The 16,890-nt window shown below is 72.4% G+C and carries 20 protein-coding genes; 9 read left to right on the plus strand and 11 right to left on the minus strand.

Annotated elements, in window-relative coordinates:
• Window positions 1–261, minus strand: a complete 261-nt coding sequence (locus L7N97_RS21640) for a PsiF family protein (RefSeq protein WP_237480329.1) — start codon at window positions 259–261, stop codon at window positions 1–3.
• A 207-nt stretch (window positions 262–468) separates the two neighbouring features.
• Here L7N97_RS21640 and L7N97_RS21645 point away from each other — a divergent pair, with 207 nt between their 5' ends.
• Window positions 469–669 (plus strand): porin, encoded by a 201-nt coding sequence (locus tag L7N97_RS21645; protein ID WP_237480330.1) that lies wholly within the window; start codon window positions 469–471, stop codon window positions 667–669.
• 68 nt (window positions 670–737) lie between these two features.
• The gene (locus L7N97_RS21650) at window positions 738–893 is read left to right on the plus strand and encodes a hypothetical protein (protein WP_237480331.1); all 156 of its coding nucleotides are present in this window, start codon (window positions 738–740) and stop codon (window positions 891–893) included.
• A gap of 75 nt (window positions 894–968) precedes the next feature.
• Here L7N97_RS21650 and L7N97_RS21655 read toward each other — a convergent pair whose 3' ends face one another.
• The gene (locus L7N97_RS21655; protein ID WP_237480332.1) at window positions 969–2,351 is read right to left on the minus strand and encodes a glutamate--cysteine ligase; all 1,383 of its coding nucleotides are present in this window, start codon (window positions 2,349–2,351) and stop codon (window positions 969–971) included.
• A gap of 238 nt (window positions 2,352–2,589) precedes the next feature.
• Between L7N97_RS21655 and L7N97_RS21660 the strand changes: the two genes are divergently transcribed.
• Together L7N97_RS21660 and L7N97_RS21665 are read left to right on the plus strand one after the other, a co-directional pair.
• Window positions 2,590–2,823, plus strand: coding sequence for a hypothetical protein (locus L7N97_RS21660; RefSeq protein ID WP_237480333.1), 234 nt, complete (start codon window positions 2,590–2,592; stop codon window positions 2,821–2,823).
• Window positions 2,824–2,946: 123 nt separating this feature from the next.
• On the plus strand, window positions 2,947–3,105 hold the full coding sequence (locus tag L7N97_RS21665; protein WP_237480334.1) for a Flp family type IVb pilin: 159 nt from the start codon (window positions 2,947–2,949) through the stop codon (window positions 3,103–3,105).
• On the opposite strand, the gene L7N97_RS21670 is transcribed toward L7N97_RS21665, so the two are convergent.
• Entirely contained in the window at window positions 3,098–3,991 is an 894-nt protein-coding gene (locus L7N97_RS21670) for a LysR substrate-binding domain-containing protein (RefSeq protein WP_237480335.1), read from the minus strand. The two genes, L7N97_RS21665 and L7N97_RS21670, sit on opposite strands and share 8 nt — an antisense overlap.
• Before the next feature lie 125 nt (window positions 3,992–4,116).
• Between L7N97_RS21670 and L7N97_RS21675 the strand changes: the two genes are divergently transcribed.
• Window positions 4,117–4,431: a DUF1127 domain-containing protein gene (locus L7N97_RS21675; RefSeq protein ID WP_237480336.1), complete on the plus strand. Its 315-nt coding sequence runs from the start codon at window positions 4,117–4,119 to the stop codon at window positions 4,429–4,431.
• Window positions 4,432–4,498: 67 nt separating this feature from the next.
• Here the strand turns inward: L7N97_RS21675 and L7N97_RS21680 are convergent, their stop codons facing one another.
• The gene (locus L7N97_RS21680; protein ID WP_237480337.1) at window positions 4,499–5,932 is read right to left on the minus strand and encodes an MATE family efflux transporter; all 1,434 of its coding nucleotides are present in this window, start codon (window positions 5,930–5,932) and stop codon (window positions 4,499–4,501) included.
• Between the two features lie 193 nt (window positions 5,933–6,125).
• On the opposite strand from L7N97_RS21680, the gene ispH reads away from it, so the two are divergent.
• The 3 genes from ispH (at window position 6,126) to rnhA (ending at window position 8,685) form a co-directional block, all read left to right on the plus strand.
• Window positions 6,126–7,121 carry a 4-hydroxy-3-methylbut-2-enyl diphosphate reductase gene (gene ispH / locus L7N97_RS21685; protein WP_237480338.1) on the plus strand — a complete coding sequence of 332 codons (996 nt, stop codon included), beginning with the start codon at window positions 6,126–6,128 and terminating at the stop codon, window positions 7,119–7,121.
• Between the two features lie 162 nt (window positions 7,122–7,283).
• Window positions 7,284–8,249 (plus strand): homoserine kinase, encoded by a 966-nt coding sequence (locus L7N97_RS21690; RefSeq protein ID WP_237480339.1) that lies wholly within the window; start codon window positions 7,284–7,286, stop codon window positions 8,247–8,249.
• Complete coding sequence (rnhA, locus tag L7N97_RS21695) at window positions 8,242–8,685, plus strand: ribonuclease HI (RefSeq protein ID WP_237480340.1); 444 nt, start codon at window positions 8,242–8,244, stop codon at window positions 8,683–8,685. The genes L7N97_RS21690 and rnhA overlap by 8 nt, the downstream gene beginning before the upstream one ends.
• A gap of 3 nt (window positions 8,686–8,688) precedes the next feature.
• Here the strand turns inward: rnhA and L7N97_RS21700 are convergent, their stop codons facing one another.
• A complete protein-coding gene (locus tag L7N97_RS21700) occupies window positions 8,689–9,174 on the minus strand; it encodes a hypothetical protein (protein ID WP_237480341.1) in 486 nt (161 codons plus the stop codon).
• 102 nt (window positions 9,175–9,276) lie between these two features.
• Window positions 9,277–9,522 carry a hypothetical protein gene (locus L7N97_RS21705; RefSeq protein ID WP_237480342.1) on the minus strand — a complete coding sequence of 82 codons (246 nt, stop codon included), beginning with the start codon at window positions 9,520–9,522 and terminating at the stop codon, window positions 9,277–9,279.
• 101 nt (window positions 9,523–9,623) lie between these two features.
• Between L7N97_RS21705 and L7N97_RS21710 the strand changes: the two genes are divergently transcribed.
• Window positions 9,624–10,886, plus strand: a complete 1,263-nt coding sequence (locus L7N97_RS21710) for an SAM-dependent methyltransferase (protein ID WP_237480343.1) — start codon at window positions 9,624–9,626, stop codon at window positions 10,884–10,886.
• On the opposite strand, the gene L7N97_RS21715 is transcribed toward L7N97_RS21710, so the two are convergent.
• The 5 genes from L7N97_RS21715 to L7N97_RS21735 all read right to left on the minus strand — a co-directional run bounded on the left by L7N97_RS21715 (window position 10,838) and on the right by L7N97_RS21735 (window position 16,808).
• Window positions 10,838–11,941 carry an AI-2E family transporter gene (locus L7N97_RS21715; protein WP_237480344.1) on the minus strand — a complete coding sequence of 368 codons (1,104 nt, stop codon included), beginning with the start codon at window positions 11,939–11,941 and terminating at the stop codon, window positions 10,838–10,840. The two genes, L7N97_RS21710 and L7N97_RS21715, sit on opposite strands and share 49 nt — an antisense overlap.
• A complete protein-coding gene (locus L7N97_RS21720; protein WP_237480345.1) occupies window positions 11,938–13,005 on the minus strand; it encodes an AI-2E family transporter in 1,068 nt (355 codons plus the stop codon). Before L7N97_RS21720 ends, L7N97_RS21715 begins: the two co-directional genes overlap by 4 nt.
• Window positions 13,002–14,192 carry a glycosyltransferase gene (locus tag L7N97_RS21725; protein ID WP_237480346.1) on the minus strand — a complete coding sequence of 397 codons (1,191 nt, stop codon included), beginning with the start codon at window positions 14,190–14,192 and terminating at the stop codon, window positions 13,002–13,004. The genes L7N97_RS21720 and L7N97_RS21725 overlap by 4 nt, the downstream gene beginning before the upstream one ends.
• A gap of 3 nt (window positions 14,193–14,195) precedes the next feature.
• A complete protein-coding gene (locus L7N97_RS21730; RefSeq protein ID WP_237480347.1) occupies window positions 14,196–14,963 on the minus strand; it encodes a YkoP family protein in 768 nt (255 codons plus the stop codon).
• Window positions 14,964–15,146: 183 nt separating this feature from the next.
• Window positions 15,147–16,808: a formate--tetrahydrofolate ligase gene (locus L7N97_RS21735; protein ID WP_237480348.1), complete on the minus strand. Its 1,662-nt coding sequence runs from the start codon at window positions 16,806–16,808 to the stop codon at window positions 15,147–15,149.
• Window positions 16,809–16,890: the final 82 nt, after the last annotated feature.

The raw sequence follows: 16,890 nt of genomic DNA on the forward strand, positions 1-16,890 counted from the left end.
TCAGGCCTTGCCCTCCTTGCACTTGCGCATGAAGGCGGAGCGCGGCTTGCCGTGCACGTTGGCGGCATCCGCCTTCTTGGAGCATTCCAGCGACTGGGCGGTGCGGGGCTTCTGACCCTTCTTCATCATCGGGGCGGCGGCCGTCGAGGCGCCGGCGGCGGGCGCCATGGCGGGCGCGGTCGCGGGGGCCGCGGCCTGGGCGAAGACGCCTCCGGTCGACAGCGTCAGCGCCAACGCGGCGGCGAGGGTGAGCTTGGTCATGGCGAGTCCATCCGGGACGATCGACGGCCGGTCGCGAATCGCCGGCTCCCGTCCAGCGCGAGATTGGGCGGGCCCCCTGTCGCCCGCAAGGCACGGCGTGGGATCGGTCCGGGAAGGGGCTGCGATGGACGCGCGGCGTGGCGGTGCCGCCACAGCGCGTCCCGCGGGTCCGCGCTATCCTGCCCGCCGCGACCCCGGAGGCGCCCCATGACCAAGCCGCTGCTGTGCGCCATCGCCGTCCTCTGGATCCTGCCCGCCGCGGCGATCACGCGGCAGAAGAAGGAACCGGAGCCCAAAGCCGCGACCTGCCCGGAGGTCGGCGAGGGCTACATCCGCGTGCCGGGATCGGACACCTGCGTCAAGGTCGGCGGATCGGTGCGCGTCGAGGGGGCCGCGATCAGCCGCTGACAGCGGGGTGAGGCCCTGTTAACGCGGCGGAAGCCATGTTGACCTCCACCGCCCCACGAGGACCCGAGATGCTCCACCGCCATGCCTGCCGCGTCCTGGCGCTGCTCGTCGTCGCCTCCGCGCTGGCCGGCTGCGACAAGTGCGCCGACTATTTCATCGTCAACCCGTTCGGCACCAAGCCGGCCGGCACCTGCCCGTCCGGCGCGATGCCGGCCGCGAAGTAGGGGGCGAGCCGAGGGCGACACCCGCGTCTCCCGGCCGGCGCGCCGCGCCGGCTCAGGATGACCGATGGGACGACCTCAGTAGGCGCATTCCGCGAACACGGGGTCGACGCTGCCGTTCCAGGCGCCGTGGAAGCGCTCCAGCAGCATGTCGGCCCGCGTCTGCCCGCGCTCGACCAGCTCGTCGAGCGGCGCGAGATACTGCGCCTCGTCGCGCCCCGCGGCGTCGCGGAACGCCCGGCGCTCCAGCCCGCCGCGGGCGATCTCCAGCATGTCGCGGGCCACGTCGCGCAGCGTGCGTCCGCCGGCGGGGGTGCGGAACCCCTGCGCCGGCACGGCGTCACGCATCGCCTGCCGCATCTCGGCCGTCCAGGGCGCCACGAGGTCGGAGGCGGCCTGCAGCGCGGCCGGGTCGTAGAGCAGGCCGACGAAGAGCGCCCCCAGCGCCACGATCATGGGCGCCGAGCCGACGTCCTCGCCGCGCATCTCGAGATACCGCTTCAGCCGCACCTCGGGGAAGATGGTCGACAGGTGGTTGGCCCAGTCGGACAGCGTGGCCCGCTCGCCCGGCAGCGCGTCGAGCCGCCCCTCCATGAGGTCGCGGAAGCTCGCGCCCGTGACGTCGTGGTAGCGGTCGCCGCGCTTGACGAAATACATCGGGACGTCGAGCGCATAGTCGACGTAGCGCTCGAACCCCATGCCGGGCTCGAAGGCGAAGGGCATCATGCCCGAGCGGGCCCGGTCGGTGTCGAGCCAGATGTGCGAGCGCTCGGACAGGAAGCCGCTCGGCCGCCCCTCCCGGAACGGCGAGTTGGCGAAGAGCGCGGTGGCGGCCGGCTGCAGGGCCAGCGACACCCTGAGCTTCCTCACCATGTCGGCTTCCGAGGCGAAGTCGAGGTTGGCCTGCGCCGTGCAGGTCCGGAACATCATGTCGAGCCCGCGCGTGCCGACCTTCGGCATGTAGCCCGCCATGATGCGGTAGCGCCCCTTGGGCATGGCCGGCGTCGCGCCGCGCGGCCACTTCGGGCCGGCCCCGAGCGCCAGGAAGCCGATGCCGAGCGGCTCCGCCACCGCCTTGAGGGCGTCGAGGTGCCCGTCGAGCTCGGCCTTCGACGCGTGCAGCGTCTTCAGCGGGGCGCCCGACAGTTCGAACTGGCCTCCCGGCTCCAGCGACACCGCGCCGCCCGTGCCCGCGTCGTCGGCGAGGCCGATCGGGAGCCCGTCCTCGAGGATGCGCTCCCATCCCTGGCGCTCGGCCATCCCGTCGAGCAGCGCCCGGATGCCGCCCCGCCCCGTGGCGGGGTCGCCCTCGTAGGGCACGGGGGACAGCGTGTCGCGGTAGAAGGGCAGCTTCTCGTTCTCGATGCCGACGGACTGGCCCAGCTTGCAGCCCTCCGCGATCCAGGCGACGAGGTCGTCCCGCGAAGCGATGGGCATCGTGTCGGTGGTGTCGCGGGCCATGCGGTGCTTTCACGCCTGAAGCCGGCCGCGGGCGGCCGGCGGGGATGGCCGAGCGGCCGTTCGCTTCAGTTAGGGAAATGCGGCTGTGCTGGCAACGTGCCCTATCTGCATCAGTCGTCCCGTTTCTTAGCCGAAGACTGAGCTAGGAGAAACTTAGCCAGGTGATATGCGTTGCGTGCGGGTCGAGCCGCGCGGAACCGACAGGGCTGCGGCGGCGGACGATCGAAGGGAGACACCCATGAATTCGCTCAAGAAGACCCTGGCCCTGGCCTGCGCCGCTTCCGTGCTCAGCTTCGGCATCGCCGTCGCCCAGACCGCTCCTGCCGCCCCCGCCGCTCCGGACGCCGCCGCCGCCCCGGACGCCGCCGCTCCGGCCGCTGACGCCCCGATGAAGAAGCCCATGAAGAAGATGTCCCACAAGAAGTCCATGAAGAAGATGTCGCACAAGAAGTCCATGAAGAAGGCGATGTGAGCGACGCCTGCTCGCGGCACTTCGGGCCCCGGCCGTTCGGTCGGGGTTTTTCATTTGACGAGGGCGAATCGTTAAGGGGCGCGTGACAAGTTCCCGCTTCCGATGAGGTGGGGGACAGGGGTCATGATGATCCGCTTCTGGCGCGACAGGCGTGCCACCACGGCGATCGAGTATTGCTTGGTCGCCGGCATCGTCTCGCTCGCCGTGGTGGCGGGAGCGACGGCGATCGGCACCCGGCTGGCCACGAACTACTACGGCAAGATCGCCGCCAACCTCAGCTGACCGGGGCGCCGCCCCTGTCCCCCGCCGTCGACAGGTTGTCGAGGCTGGACACGATGTGTCCCGCCAGCGCGTCGCACAGCGGCGACGGGTCGGCCCGGTTGCGCACCAGCGCGATCTTGCAGGAGGGCAGGGTCGGGAAGCCGTCCGCGGGGCCGAGCACCCGCATGCCCGGGCGCAGCGCGCTTTCCGGCAGCACCGACACGGCGAGCCCGGCCAGCACGGCCGCCCCCACGGCGGTCGAGTTCCACGACGAATACAGCACCCTGTAGTTCCGGGCGGCCCCGTCCAGCGCCGCCGTCGCGGCCTGCCGCCAGGTGCAGAAGGTCCGCCCCAGCGCCAGGGGCACCGGCTCCTGCTCGTGCACGGCGTGCCGGCCGGAGGTCACCCACAGCAGGCGCTCGCGGCGGATCACCGAGGCCGAACCGCGCGACGACACGTGGGTGATGATGGCGAGGTCGATGTCGGCGTGCTCGATCCGCTCCATCAGCATCGGCGTCGGCTCGCACACCACCGTCACCTCGACGCGCGGGTTGGACTGCGAGAAGCGCGCCAGGATCTCGGGCAGGTAGCGCTCGGCATAGTCGTCCGGCAGGCCGAGCCGGACGCGCCCCGCCAGCTCCCGTTCGGCGAAGCTCGCCAGGGCCTCGCTCGACAGGCGCAGGATGCGCCGCGCGTAGTCGAGCAGCCGCTCGCCCTCCTCGGTGAGGCGCGAGGCCCTCCCGTCCCGCTCGAACAGCGGGCGCCCGACGGTCTCCTCAAGCCGCTTGATCTGCATCGACACGGCGGACTGCGTCTTGTGCACGGCTTCCGCCGCGCGGGTGAACGTGCCCGTGTCGGCGATGGCGATGAAGGACCGCAACTGGTCGATGTCGAGGAGCGCCGTCATGGGAGGCATCCGGGTCGAGGCTGCGAGAGAGTATGACCAAAGCCGATGGCAGGTATCAAGAACATTCGTTTCTCTGATTGTGCGCTGCGGCGTATACCATCCTCGTCCAACCAGGAAACAGTCCGATGCGTCCCGCCGATGTCTCTCCCTCCCGCTTCGCTGCCGCCGCGTCGGCCGTGGCGCGCTTCGCCGCCAGCCTGCGCGAGGCCGGGGAGCGCCGCCGCGCCGTGCGCAGCCTGGCCTCGCTCGACGACCACATGCTGCGCGACATCGGCCTGTCGCGGTTCGACGTCGACGCCGCCCTGGTGGAGCCCGCCCTGACCGACGGCACCCTGATCCTCGCCGAGCGCGCCCGCGAAGCGCGCCAGCACCAGCGCGCCACGGCCCGCGAGGCTCAGGCCTGGGCCCCCCTGACCGTCGACGCCCGCCGCGCGGCCTGAATCGTTAATCATTGATGAATGGCGCCGGCGATCTCGCTCTGACGAATGATTGCCGGCGCCGCTGCGCTCAGCGGTGCGCCGCCTTGAGCCCGAGGCGGCCGACGACGCGGTAGGCGGTCGCCACCGCCCCGGTGCCGAAGATCGCGGCCCCGGCCGCCATGCCGACCATGCCGCCCTCGACCCCGCCGAGATGCGCGCCCAGCGTCACGAAGGGCGCCGTCCCCAGCGTCGCGCGGCCCCAGTTGAACAGCGTGGCGAGCAGCGGGAAGCCGAGGTTGTTGAAGGCCGCGTTGGCCACGAACAGCATGCCGATGAAGAGCCACGCGGCGACGCCCCAGGTGCAGAAGAAGCGCAGGTAGTCCGTCATCGCGGGCGAGGCCTGGAACAGCGCGGCGATCTCCGGCCACAGCAGGGCCAGGGCGAGCCACACCAGGAGCGCGTAGCCCACCGTCACGGCGAAGCAGCGCGTCAGCGTCTCCCTCACGCGGCCGTAGAGCCCGGCGCCGACGTTCTGCCCGAGGATGGGGCCGACCGCGCCGGTGAGGGCGAAGACCGCCGCGAAGGCCACGTAGACGGTGCGGTCGATCACGGCGCTGGCCGCCACCGCGGCGTCGCCGAAGGCCGCGTAGACGTGCAGCGCGTAGCCGTTGCCGACCGGGGTGGCGAGGTTGGCCGCGATGGCGGGCAGCGCCACCGCGGCGAGGATGCGGGCGTCGAGCCCGAGCGCGCGCGGCCTCGGCCGCTCGAGCAGCCCGTGCACCCGTCCGACGCCGTGGAGCCCGACGCCGAGGAACACGAAGCGCGACAACAGCGTCGACACGGCCGCGCCGTAGATGCCGAGGTTCAGCCCGAAGATCAGCAGGGGATCGACGGCCGCCGTCACGAGCCCGCCCGCCAGCGTCACCATCATGGCGCGGCGCGCGTCCCCGACGGCGCGCAGCACGCCCGACAGGGCCATGCCGAGCGCGAAGGGCACGTTGCCGGGCAGGGCGATGAGCAGGAAGCACTCGGCGACCTCCCGGACGTGGCCCTGCGCGCCAAACAGCGACAGCAGCGGGCCCGCGCCCGCGAGCGCCGCGGCGGCCACGAGGGTGCTGACCGCGCCGGAGATCAGCAGCCCCGAGGCCGCGATGCGCTTCGCCCGCGCGCGGTGGTCGGCGCCGAGCGCCCTCGACACCGCCGCCGTGACCGCGATGGTGAGCCCGATGTTGATCGCCACCGGGTAGACCAGGACCTGCGTGGCGAAGCCCGCGGCGGCCTTGAGCTCCGTCGAGCCGAGATGGGACACGTAGACGAGGGACAGGAGGTCGACGGCGAAGATCGACAGCGTGCCCACCGTGCCGGTGGCCGTCATCACCAGCACGTGGCGCAACACGGAGCCGCGCGTGAAGCGGGCCCGGAAGGCCGGATCGGTCCCCCGGCGCGGCGCCGCGGCCGCCGTCGCGGGATGCGGCAGGGTTTCGAGGCCGGCCCGGGGCGGCTCGTCGGTCGCGTGCGTCATGGGGCGGGCGATGCTCGAAAGGGCAGGGGTGCCCGGGCGCTCGCCGGGCGCCGGACGGCACCGCCCCCTTCAGCCCGGCCGACGGGCTCCTTATCTCACCGGAGGGTGAAAGTGGAGCCGCGGCGCCCCGTCGGCTTGACCCTCGCGCCCCGTTCCCGCAAGAACCCGTCCTGACGACGCCCGGATGAGATCGATGACCAAACCGCCGCTCCAAGTGATGCTCTGCGCGCCGCGCGGCTTCTGCGCCGGCGTCATCCGCGCCATCGACGCGGTGGAGCAGGCCCTGTCGATCTACGGCCCCCCGGTCTACGTACGCCACGAGATCGTGCACAACAAATACGTCGTCGAGTCCCTGAAGAAGAAGGGGGCCGTCTTCGTCGAGGAGCTCGACGAGATCCCGCCCACCGACGCGCCGGTGATCTTCTCGGCCCACGGCGTGCCCAAGGCCGTGCCGGCCGAGGCCAGCGCCCGCAAGTTCTTCCACATCGACGCGACCTGCCCGCTGGTCACCAAGGTGCACCGCGAGGCCGAGCTGCACCATCGCCGCGGCCACACCATCATCCTGGTCGGCCACGCCGGCCACCCCGAGGTCGTGGGCACGCTGGGCCAGCTGCCGGACGGCGCCGTGATTCTGGTCGAAAACATCGCCGACGTGCACCGCCTCGCCGACGAGGCCTCGCCGGAGTTCCTCGCCAAGAAGCTCGCCTTCGTGACGCAGACCACGCTGTCGGTCGACGACACGCAGGGCATCGTCGAAACGCTGAAGCAGCGCTTCCCGGGCATCGTCAGCCCCCACAAGGAGGACATCTGCTACGCCACGACCAACCGCCAGGAGGCCGTGAAGCAGATCGCCCACGAGGTGGACGCGCTCCTGGTGGTGGGCTCGGCCAACTCGTCGAACTCGCAGCGCCTGAAGGAGGTGAGCGAGCGCGCCGGCTGCAAGAACAGCCAGCTCGTGCTGCGCGCCTCCGACATCGACTGGGCTCCGCTCGGCGACATCCGCAAGATCGGCATCACGGCGGGCGCTTCGGCCCCCGAGGTGCTGGTCGAGGAGATCATCGACGCCTTCGCGGAGCGCTACGAGATCGAGGTCGAGACCGTGGCGACCGTGACCGAGACCATGTTCTTCCCGCTGCCGCGCGAGCTGCGCCCCGTGCAGGACACCATGGCGGCGACGGCGGCGCACTGACGATCCGACGCCGCCTCCGGGCGCGAAGAGCCGACAGGTGAGAGGGCGGTCCCGTGCGCGGGGCCGCCCTCGCCGCGTCGGCGGGCGGGCCTGACGGGGTGCCGGTTTGACCGCGTGGGAGCCCGTCGCTATCCGGACGGCACCCCCACGCCGGAAACCTCCATGGCCGTCTACACCGACGTCTCCGACGCCGAACTCTCCGCCTTCCTCGGCCGCTACGATGTCGGAGCCCTCCTGTCCTGCAAGGGCATCGCGGAGGGCGTCGAGAACTCGAACTACTTCGTCCACACCGAGGGGGGCAACTTCATCCTCACGCTCTACGAGAAGCGCGTCTCGGCCGACGACCTGCCCTTCTTCATCGGGCTGATGGACCACCTCGCGTCGCGGGGGCTGAACTGCCCGCGCCCGGTGCGCGACCGGGGCGGCGAGGCGCTCGGCACCCTCAACGGCCGGCCCGCCGCCATGGTGACCTTCCTCGACGGCGTGTGGATCAAGCAGCCCTCGGCCGAGCATTGCGGCGCCCTCGGCCGCGCGATGGCGGAGCTGCACCGCGCCGGCGCCGACTTCTCCATGCGCCGGCCCAACGACCTGTCGGTGGCGAGCTGGCCCGCGCTCTTCGCCGCGGCGGGGCAGGGGGCGGACGCCGTCGCGCCCGGCCTGTCGGCGCTCGTCGAGGAGGAGCTGGAGCTGCTCGCCGCCCGCTGGCCGCGCGGCCTGCCGGAGGGCGTGATCCACGCCGACCTGTTTCCCGACAACGTGTTCTTCCTCGGCGACCGCCTGAGCGGCCTCATCGACTTCTACTTCGCCTGCACGGACGCATTCGCCTACGACGTCGCGGTCTGCCTCAACGCTTGGTGCTTCGCGGAAGGCGGCGCCTTCGACCCCGCGCGGGGCCGGGCGCTGCTCGACGGCTACCGCGCCGTGAGGCCGCTGTCGCGCGGCGAGGTCGAGGCGCTGCCGACGCTGGCGCGCGGCGCCGCGCTGCGCTTCATGCTGACCCGCCTCGTCGACTGGCTGAACGTGCCGCCCGGCGCCCTGGTGAAGCCCAAGGACCCCCGCGAATATCTCGCCAAGCTGCGCTTTCACCGGACGGTAAGCACGGCCGAGGCCTATGGCTGGCATGACTGAGACGATCACCATCTGGACCGACGGCGCCTGCTCGGGCAATCCGGGCCCCGGCGGCTGGGGCGCCATCCTGCGCCTCGCCGGCGCGGACCGCGAGCTGAAGGGCGGCGCGCCCGACACGACCAACAACCGCATGGAGCTGACGGCCGCCATCACGGCGCTGCTCTCGCTCGAAGAGCCCAGCGACGTCGACCTCCACACGGACTCGCAATACGTGCGCGGCGGCATCACCGGCTGGATGGCGGGCTGGAAGCGCAACGGCTGGCGCACCGCCGACAAGAAACCCGTGAAGAACATCGAGCTGTGGCAGCAGCTCGATGCCGCCACGGCCCGCCACAAGGTGCGCTGGCACTGGGTCAAGGGCCACGCCGGCCACCCCGAGAACGAGCGGGCCGACCTCCTGGCGCGCCAGGGCATGGCGCCCTTCCTGCGGCGCTGACCCTCAGCGCGACGCGGCGAGCAGGACCCGCCGGGCGATCTCGCCCAGCACCGTGACCAAGCCGATGCTGGCCGCGACGACCCCGAGGCTGGCCCAGCTCGTCGAGGCCACGCCGGCCGCGATCAGGATCGCCACGGCGGCGCCGGCGGCGCTCAGCGCCTTCAGGGGCACCTGCACGGCCGCCGTCAGGAAGATCGCCAGCACGACGGCGCCCACCCGCACCAGCGCGATCTCGTGCGTCTCGGACATCACGGGCGCCGCTGCGGCGCCGGTGACCAGCACGGACACGAAGCCCGCGACCATGCCGACGAGCTGGCCGACGCCGGTGTCGTAGGCCTGCCCGGCGGGTTTGTCGGGGAGCAGGAGCTGGATGAAGGCCGAGGCGCCGACGCTGGGCACCAGCCAGGGGGCCTGCGCCCAGTAGCCGAACAGGGCGACCAGCCCGACCACGACCGTGATCAGGATGGGCTGAAGGACGGCGCGGGGCATGGGCGGTGTTCCTCGGGGGCGGGGCGCGCCGGAGGCAGCGCGCGTTCCGCCCTCAAGGTCCGCCTTCGAGAGACGGTTCCGCTCCCGCGGGGGCGCCCGTCGTCAGCTCTCGACGCGCAGGCTCCTGATGAACTTGCGGGCGATGGCGCGCACGGCCTCGTCGTCGCGGGAGCCGTCGTCGGCGTTGTCCCACAGGTGTTCGAGGCTGCCGTCGAGCTCGGCGATGAGCTCGGGGTGGCGGTGCGCCACGAAGCGCAGCGTGCCGAACAGGAGGTGTTCGACCGCCATCTCGCGGCGGCGGGCGTCCGCGATCCTGGCGGCTTCGGAGTCGGGGGTGTGGTTCGTCATGCCCCGGTAACGGCGGGACCCGCGACAGGTTCAACGGATTGCCGTCGCGTCCTGAAAGGACGCACCCGAGCCATGAACCCGAACACCGTGAGCCTGCCCCGATGACCCTGCGCCGACGCATCCTCGACACGATCCGCGCCCGCATGAGGGCGGACCCGCCGTCGCTGCGCCTCGCCTTCTGGGACGGCGACAGCTTCGACTTCGTGCCCGCGCCCGCCGTCACGATCGCGATCCACGACGCCAAGGTGCTGCGCCGCCTCGCCGTCGGCGACATGTCGAGCCTCGGGGACGCCTACGTGGCGGGCGACCTCACGGTGGAGGGCGCCGTGCGCGACGTGCTCCACGTGGGGCTCAGAATCGCCGACGGGGTCGGGCGCTCGCGGCTCGTGCAGCGGCTGGCCCCCCTCGTCGCCAGGATCCCCGGCCGCCACAGCCGCAAGCGCGACGCCGACAACATCGCGATCCACTACGACGTGTCGAACGACTTCTACGCGCTGTGGCTCGACAAGGAGATGGTCTATTCCTGCGCCTACTTCGGCGACGGGACCGAGACGATCGACCGCGCGCAGGAGCGCAAGCTCGACCACATCTGCCGCAAGCTGCGCCTCCGTCCCGGCGAGCGCCTGCTCGACATCGGCTGCGGCTGGGGCGGCCTCCTGCGCTGGGCCGCGAAGCACCACGGCGTCACCGGCGTCGGCGTCACCCTGAGCCGCGAGCAGCACGACTACGCCCGCGCCCGCATCGCCGCGGAGGGGCTCGCGGACCGGATCGAGGTGCGGCTGCAGGACTACCGCGACATCGGCGAGCCCGAGGGCTTCGACAAGATCGTGTCGGTCGGCATGTACGAGCACGTCGGCATCAAGAATTTGCAGACCTATTTTTCGGGCATGCAGAGGCTGCTCAAGCCCGGCGGCATCGCCCTCAACCACGGCATCACGGCCGGCGACCCGGACGGGCACGCGACCGGGCCGGCGGGCGGCGACTTCATCGACAAGTACGTGTTCCCCGGCGGCGAGATCCCGCACCTGTCGCGGGTGGTCTACGAGGTGTCCAGGGCCGGGCTCGAGGTGACGGACGTCGAGGACCTCCGCCCCCACTACGCCCGCACCCTGTCGCACTGGGTCGAGCGGCTGGAAGCGGAGGCGGAGGCCGCGACGGCCTCGGCCGGGATCCAGCGCTACCGCATCTGGCGCATGTACATGGCCGGCATGGGCTACGCCTTCGACCGGGGCTGGCTGCGCCTCGCCCAGGTCGTGGCCTACAAGCCCCTGGACGATGCGCGCATGGCGTCGCGCCCCTGGACCCGCGAGGCGCTCTACCGCGAGGACGCCGGAGCGGCCGAGAGCGCGCCCGACTGGGGCTGAGCCTCGGCTCCGTGGGCGGATTTGTCGTCCACGGAGATGCCGAGGTACCATTTGCGGACGCCGACGTAGAGGATGGCCACGATCGGCCCCGCGAACAGGATGCCGCCGATGCCGAACAGGGACGCCACCGCGGCGAGCCCGAGCAGCGTCAGCGCCGGCGGGATCTCGATCAGCCGGCGCTGGATCAAGGGGGTCGCGAGGTTGCCCTCGATCTGGTGGATCAGCAGGTAGGCCACCAGGGTCAGGATGGCGGCGTGATCGCCGTGCGTCAGCGCCACCAGCACGGCCGGCACCGCGGCGAGGATCGGGCCCAGGAAGGGGATGAACTCGCACACGAAGGCGATGAGCCCGAGCGCGAAGATCGACGGCAGGCCGATCAGCCACACGGCGAACAGCGACAGCAGCCCGATGATCGCCATCTCGATGAGCTGGCCGATCAGCCACAGGCGCAGGCCCTTGCCGACGGCCACCAGCACGCCGTCGACCCGGTCGCGGTGCCGCTCGGCGAACAGCAGCGCGATGCCGCGCCGGTACAGGTGCGGCTCGGAGGTGAGGTAGATGGCCGAGATCACGATGACGATCAGGCCGGCGACCACGGTGGTGCCGTAGGAGAAGACGTCCTCCAGAAGGCCCGTCACGGAGAAGCCGGACCCGCTCGCGCGGTCGGTCAGGTAGTGGCCGATCTCCGTGCCGCCGAGCCTCGTCTGGAGTTCCTGGATCGAGGCCGCGACGCGGCGCGTCACGTCCGAGAACTCGAACGACATCTCGGCGCCGAAGATATAGAAGGTGAGGCCGAACACGCCGAGCAGCAGCAGGCCCGCCAGCGTCAGGGCGGCCCAGACCGGCAGCGGCATGAAGCGGTGGAACGGCTCCGCCACGACGCGGAGCAGGGTGGCGATCAGCACCGCGCCCACCACGAGCAGCACGACGTTGGAAAGCTCGTAGATCGCCCACGGGATGAGCAGCGCCGCGACCGCGATCGCGCAATAGCCGAAGAACAGGCCGGGGCCGGGCCACCGCCTCGGGGCGGCGGCCGTGTCGGTCTGGATCGTCATGGGTGTTTCTCTCCTCGCTCTTCGTACCAGGTCGCGAGCACGATCTTCACCGCCGCCGCGACCGGGACGGCGACGAAGACGCCGATGATCCCGAACAGCGAGGCGCCGATCAGGAAGGCGATGATGACGACCACCGGGTGCAGCGTGACGGCGCGGCCGAGCACCAGCGGGCCGACGACGTTGTCGACCGACACGCGCAGGAACACGGCGAGCCCCATGAAGGCCGCGAAGGCCCAGAGCCCATGGCCGTCCACCACGGCGACGATGCCGAAGAGGACCAGCGAGGCCGCGGGTCCGACCACGGGGATCAACTCCAGCACGCCCACCGCGACCGAGATCAGCAGCGCGAAGGAGGCGTGGAACCACAGGCCCAGCACGAGCCAGCACACGACCGCCGTGTAGATCGTGACCGCGATCACGCCGCGCACGTAGTGGCGCAGCATGGGCTCGATCCGCGCGCCCAGCAGGGTGATGTGCCCCCGGTAGCGCGGCGGGAACAGGTGCAGCGCGCCCTGCAGGATCTGGCGGCCCGAGTTCAGGAAGTAGAACAGCACGACCAGCATCAGCACGCCCACGGCGGGCAGGCCCACGATGGCGCCGCCGGCCAGGATCGCCGCGTCGGGCTTGGCGACGGCGTCCTTCACGCCGTCGAGGAGACGCTTCGACAGATCTTCGGCGCTGATGTCCTGCCCGAAGGCGTGGATCTGCGGCCCGACCATGCGCCTGATCTGCTCGGTGAGCAGGTGCGGCGCGTCCGAGGCGCCCGCGACGATGCGGTCCCCGACCACGCCGACGAGGTACCAGGCCGCCAAGCCCGCGACCGCCAGCACGGCCACGTAGACGATGATGACGCCCGCGAGCTTGGGCACACGCAGGCGGCGCTGCAGCCAGCGCACGATCGGCCGCAGCACGAAGGCCAGCGCCGCCACGAGCGCGATGGGCAGCAGCGCGTAGCGCAGGAAGTAGCAGATCGCCAGCACGGCCGTGACCGTCGCCGCCGTGGCCCAGCCCGGCGGCTCGGCGCCGCCCCGGTTCATCGGGACGCCCCGGTCGCCCGCGCTCACGGCGCAGCTCCGGTCGGGGCTTCCACGGTGCGGTCCTTCCAGCGCACGCGGCCGAGCCGCTGGAGGCGGGCGGCGTTGGCCGCCAGCGCGAAGGCCAGCGCGTAGCCGGCCGGATAGGCGAGGCCGTAGGCCGCCGGGATCCTGAAATGGCGCGTCCCCGCGACGTGGAGGCCGACGACCGCGAAGAGCCCGCAGAAGGCCAGCACGGCAGCGGCGAGGTCGCCCGCGCCCCACGGCCCCGCGGCGAGCCGCGCCGCCGCGAGCGCCGGCAGGGCGAGGCTCGCCAGCGCCATGAGGAGGCCGCCGGCCGCGATCGCCACGGTCCGGCCGGCGCCGCCGCCGAGCACGCCGACGTTCTTGGACAGGCCGTGCCAGAGGGCCGCGGCGTCGCGGTACATGCGGGTGCGGACCAGCGTCTCGGCGCCGAGCAGCGCGAAGCCGATGCCCCGGCGCTTGGCGAGCCGCGCCAGCGCGAGGTCCTCGCAGACCTCGGCCCGCACGGCGGCGTGGCCGCCGAGGGCCGCGTAGGCGCCGGGCGCGAAGAGCATGAACTGCCCGTTGGCCGCCGCGGCGTCGCTGCCGGGATCGTTGACGGCGGCGTGGTCGCCCGTGGCGGCGAGGAGGTAGAGGCCGCAGGGCATGACGAGCCGGTCGGCCGGGCCGCCGAGCTCCTGGAACGGCTCCAGCGACAGCAGGCCGGTGCCCCGCTCCAGGCTGCGCGCCACCGCGGCGCGCAGCAGCGCGGGCTCGGCGCGGGTGTCGGCGTCCATGAAGCAGAGCCAGCCGTCCCCCGCCGCCTCGGCGCCGCGCGCGCAGGCGTGGGACTTTCCGGTCCAGCCGCGCGGCAGGGCGCCGCCCGGGACGATGCGCAGGCGCGGGTCGCCGCCCGCCGCCGCGCGGGCGACCTCGGCCGTGCCGTCCGTCGAGCCGTCGTCGACCAGCACCACGCGGAGCCGGTCGCCAGGGTAGTCCTGCGCCAGGAGGCCGCCGACGCAGGGGCCGATCACGTCCGCCTCGTCGCGCGCCGGGACCACCACGGTGACGGCCGGCCAGCCGCCGGCGGGCTCCGACGCGGAAACGGCGCCCTCGGGCGCCGCTATGCCGGTGTAGAGCCTGGCCTGCGCGACCATCCGCAGGATCGCCCAGGCCAGAACCGCGTCGAACAGCGCGGCCAGGAGGAGCAGCATGGGTCAGCCGTCGGAATGGCGGCGCTGCAGCGTGTCGGCCGACATCCACACGGGCCGGCGCTGGCGGATCAGCTTGTCGCGCCGCAGGGCTTCCGGGTTGTGGGTCCAGGTGAGCGCGCCGATGAGGATGTTCTCGAAGGCGTCGTGGACGCGCTCGGGCATCGAGGCCGAGCCCTCGTCGACGTCCTCGAAGCCGAAGCGCGCGATGAGCCGCGACATGCTCTCGCTCTGCCCGCCCCAGCCGACGAAGTTGGTCTTGGCGCGGATCGCCTTGACGCCGCGCAGTTCCGGATTCGTCCGCACCGCCCCGGCGAGCAGGACCAGCGAGTGCTTCATCCACTGCGAGACGAGCCGCGCCCAGGCGAGGTCCGGCCCCGCCTTCGGCACGGGCGGGATGTGCTCGTTCCACAGGTGGAGGTCGATCACGAGGTCGCCCGCCTCCAGCACCGTGCCGTCCGACAGGCGGTGATCGCCGGGCGACGATATGGCGGCGTAGCGCAGGAGGCACCGCTCGTCGCGGCTGAAAGGCTTCACCCCGCAGCAGTAGCTCAGGTAGCCGTCGATGCCGCTGATCGCGCGGCGCAGCACGTCGGTGCCGGTCGACGACCTGATGCTGTAGCCGTGCCGGACGGCCGCCTCCGACGCCGGCGGCGCGAGGGGCGCGGGCTCGGCGACGCGGAAGGAGAGCCCGTCGGGACCGGGCGCCGAGAACATGCGGCGCCCGATGTGACGGAAGGACGAAGGTGCTTTGAGGAAGGGATGGAGCGTCACGGCACGGTCTCGATGCAGGGCAGCCTTCGGCGTTGCCTCATCGCATCGATCGCCCGAAACCGATCGATAGTTCCTCGCCGTCCCGGCTCCGCGGAACTCCACCCCGTGGACGATCAGGCTGCTGCCGAAACCTCCGGTCCAGCCCGGATGTTGCTCCCGGCCTCCCTTTCCGGCCGGCCGCGATCAGAACAGGCCCTGGATCAGGCCCTCCCGATCGACGCCGATAGTTTCCGCGGCGGGCCGGCTCGGCAGGCCCGGCAGGGTGACGATGTCGCCGCAGAGCGCCACCACGAAGCCGGCGCCGGCCGACAGGCGCACGTCGCGCACCGGCAGGGTGAAGCCGTCCGGCGCGCCGACCAGCGCCGGGTCGGACGAGAAGCTGTAGGGCGTCTTCGCCATGCAGACCGGCAGGCCGCCGTAGCCGCCGGCCTCGTAGCGCGCGAGCTTCTTCGCGGCCTTGGGCGCGAGGGCGACGCCGTCGGCGCGGTAGATGTCGCGGGCGATCCGCTCGATCTTGGCGCCGAGCGGCAGCTCGTCCGGGTAAAGCGGGCGGAACGCGGCCCCGCCGCCCTCCGCCAGCGCCGCCACGGCCTCGGCGAGGCCGAGCGCGCCGGGCGCGCCCTCGGCCCAGTGGCGGCACAGCTGCGCGCCGACGCCGAGCGACGCGCAGCATCCGAACACCTCGGCAAGCTCGGCCTCCGTGTCGGCAGTGAAGTGGTTGACCGCCACCACGACCGGCACGCCGAACTTCTGCACGTTCTCGACGTGGCGTCGGAGGTTGGCGGAGCCGCGCCGGACGGCCTCCGGGTCCGGCCGGCCGAGGTCGGCCTTGGCGACGCCGCCGTGCATCTTCAGCGCCCGCACGGTCGCCACCACCACGGCGGCGGCGGGTTCGAGCCCGGCCTGGCGACACTTGATGTCGAAGAACTTCTCCGCGCCGAGGTCGGCGCCGAAGCCGGCCTCCGTCACGACGTAGTCGGCGAGGCGCAGGCCGAGGTCCGTCGCGACGACGGAGTTGCAGCCGTGGGCGATGTTGGCGAAGGGTCCGCCGTGGACCAGCGCCGGCGAGCCGTCGATGGTCTGCACGAGGTTGGGCGCGAAGGCGTCGCGCAAGAGCGCCGTCATGGCGCCGGTGGCCTTCACGGCGCCCGCGAGGAGGTCCTCGCGCGCGAAGGTCTGGCCGATCACCATGCGGCCGAGGCGCGCCTCGAGGTCCGCGACCGAGGTCGCGAGGCAGAAGGCCGCCATGGTCTCGGAGGCGACGGTGAGGTCGAAGCCGTCCTGCCGCACGGCGCCGTTGTTGCCGAGGCCGACCACGATGTCGCGCAGGGCGCGGTCGTTGACGTCGAGCGCGCGCCGCCAGGTGACGCGCGAGGGGTCGATCCCGAGCGCGTTGCCCCAGTAGACGTGGTTGTCGATCATCGCGGCGAGGAGGTTCGTCGCCGCCGTGATGGCGTGGAAGTCGCCGGTGAGGTGGAGGTTGATCTCGTCCTGCGGCACGACCTGCGCGCGGCCGCCGCCGTTGGCGCCGCCCTTCATGCCGAAGCAGGGGCCGAGCGAGGGCTCGCGCAGGCAGATCACCGTGCGCCGGCCCGACAGGTTCAGCGCGTCGCCGAGCCCGATGGTGGTGGTGGTCTTGCCCTCGCCGGCCGGGGTCGGGCTGATGGCGGTGACCAGCACCAGCTTGCCGCGCCGCTCCGCGCCGCGCGCCGCGGCGCCGAGGGCGACCTTGGCCTTGAACGGGCCGTAGCGGTAGAGGGCCGCGGGATCGAGGCCCGCGCGGGCGGCGATCTCCTCGATGGGCTTCAGCACCGCCGCGCGGGCGATGGCGGCGTCGGTGGTCAAGCGCGGGCCCTCGCCGTCGACCCTGTCCCGTTCCGCATGGTCCCGCCCCGCATCCCTCGTCCGACGAAGCGTCCCCCTAGCT

The organism is Lichenibacterium dinghuense (assembly GCF_021730615.1).
In the GTDB taxonomy this organism is placed as follows: domain Bacteria; phylum Pseudomonadota; class Alphaproteobacteria; order Rhizobiales; family Beijerinckiaceae; genus Lichenihabitans; species Lichenihabitans dinghuensis.

Excerpts from the sequence above, each read along its gene's own strand:
- L7N97_RS21665 (WP_237480334.1), top strand. The coding sequence starts at position 2,947 with ATGATGATCCGCTTCTGGCGCGACAGGCGTGCCACCACGGCGATCGAG.
- L7N97_RS21675 (WP_237480336.1), top strand. The coding sequence starts at position 4,117 with ATGCGTCCCGCCGATGTCTCTCCCTCCCGCTTCGCTGCCGCCGCGTCG.
- L7N97_RS21700 (WP_237480341.1), bottom strand. The coding sequence starts at position 9,174 with ATGCCCCGCGCCGTCCTTCAGCCCATCCTGATCACGGTCGTGGTCGGG.
- L7N97_RS21655 (WP_237480332.1), bottom strand. The coding sequence starts at position 2,351 with ATGGCCCGCGACACCACCGACACGATGCCCATCGCTTCGCGGGACGAC.
- L7N97_RS21690 (WP_237480339.1), top strand. The coding sequence starts at position 7,284 with ATGGCCGTCTACACCGACGTCTCCGACGCCGAACTCTCCGCCTTCCTC.
- L7N97_RS21670 (WP_237480335.1), bottom strand. The coding sequence starts at position 3,991 with ATGACGGCGCTCCTCGACATCGACCAGTTGCGGTCCTTCATCGCCATC.
- L7N97_RS21650 (WP_237480331.1), top strand. The coding sequence starts at position 738 with ATGCTCCACCGCCATGCCTGCCGCGTCCTGGCGCTGCTCGTCGTCGCC.
- L7N97_RS21640 (WP_237480329.1), bottom strand. The coding sequence starts at position 261 with ATGACCAAGCTCACCCTCGCCGCCGCGTTGGCGCTGACGCTGTCGACC.
- L7N97_RS21660 (WP_237480333.1), top strand. The coding sequence starts at position 2,590 with ATGAATTCGCTCAAGAAGACCCTGGCCCTGGCCTGCGCCGCTTCCGTG.
- L7N97_RS21710 (WP_237480343.1), top strand. The coding sequence starts at position 9,624 with ATGACCCTGCGCCGACGCATCCTCGACACGATCCGCGCCCGCATGAGG.
- rnhA (WP_237480340.1), top strand. The coding sequence starts at position 8,242 with ATGACTGAGACGATCACCATCTGGACCGACGGCGCCTGCTCGGGCAAT.
- L7N97_RS21725 (WP_237480346.1), bottom strand. The coding sequence starts at position 14,192 with ATGCTGCTCCTCCTGGCCGCGCTGTTCGACGCGGTTCTGGCCTGGGCG.
- L7N97_RS21715 (WP_237480344.1), bottom strand. The coding sequence starts at position 11,941 with ATGACGATCCAGACCGACACGGCCGCCGCCCCGAGGCGGTGGCCCGGC.
- ispH (WP_237480338.1), top strand. The coding sequence starts at position 6,126 with ATGACCAAACCGCCGCTCCAAGTGATGCTCTGCGCGCCGCGCGGCTTC.
- L7N97_RS21680 (WP_237480337.1), bottom strand. The coding sequence starts at position 5,932 with ATGACGCACGCGACCGACGAGCCGCCCCGGGCCGGCCTCGAAACCCTG.
- L7N97_RS21705 (WP_237480342.1), bottom strand. The coding sequence starts at position 9,522 with ATGACGAACCACACCCCCGACTCCGAAGCCGCCAGGATCGCGGACGCC.
- L7N97_RS21645 (WP_237480330.1), top strand. The coding sequence starts at position 469 with ATGACCAAGCCGCTGCTGTGCGCCATCGCCGTCCTCTGGATCCTGCCC.